Below are 531 nucleotides of genomic sequence, written 5' to 3'. Positions count from 1 at the left end.
TGGCTCTCTTCAACTTCATGCTTTTCCTGATACTTCACATACTTTCTTATCATTTCTTCGTTTATACCTACGGTATCCACGCAGTAACCCCGTGCCCAAAAGTGATTTCCCCACAACTTGTTCTTCCGTAGGTAAGGAAATTTACTGAACAGCCGAAGGGCTGTTTTACCTTTCAAATGACCTATCACATGTGAAATAGAAAGTCGCGGTGGTACTTTTACCAGTAAGTGGACATGATCAATCTGAACATTCAGTTCTACCACTTCTATCCCAAGCTGCTCGCTTGAGATCCTTATCTGCTTGTAGACCTCTTTCCCAACATTGTTCCTAAGGATGCGAAATCGGTACTTGGGTGTCCATACGATATGATATTGACAACACCAGAGCACATGAGATGCTTTCTGGAATCTACTCATGGTTAAATCCTTATCAGTTATGGGGATAACAGATTCGGATTTTCCCATGAGTAGCATTACTGGCAGAGCCAACTTTTTGCTGACCACCTCCATAGGAGGTGGTGTTCATTCAGGT

Annotated in this window: 1 protein-coding gene; it reads right to left on the bottom strand. The window is 42.7% G+C overall.

The features are described from left to right. On the bottom strand, positions 1-416 hold a 416-nt coding region (tnpA, locus tag GVK32_RS28725), incomplete at its 3' end, for an IS200/IS605 family transposase (RefSeq protein WP_159874246.1). Positions 417-531 lie beyond the last annotated feature (115 nt).

Source organism: Klebsiella sp. 18074 (genome assembly GCF_902705905.1).
GTDB lineage: Bacteria > Pseudomonadota > Gammaproteobacteria > Enterobacterales > Enterobacteriaceae > Klebsiella > Klebsiella terrigena.
Note: the sequence above shows the minus strand (reverse complement) of the source record. Positions and strands in the feature narration are given on the sequence as shown.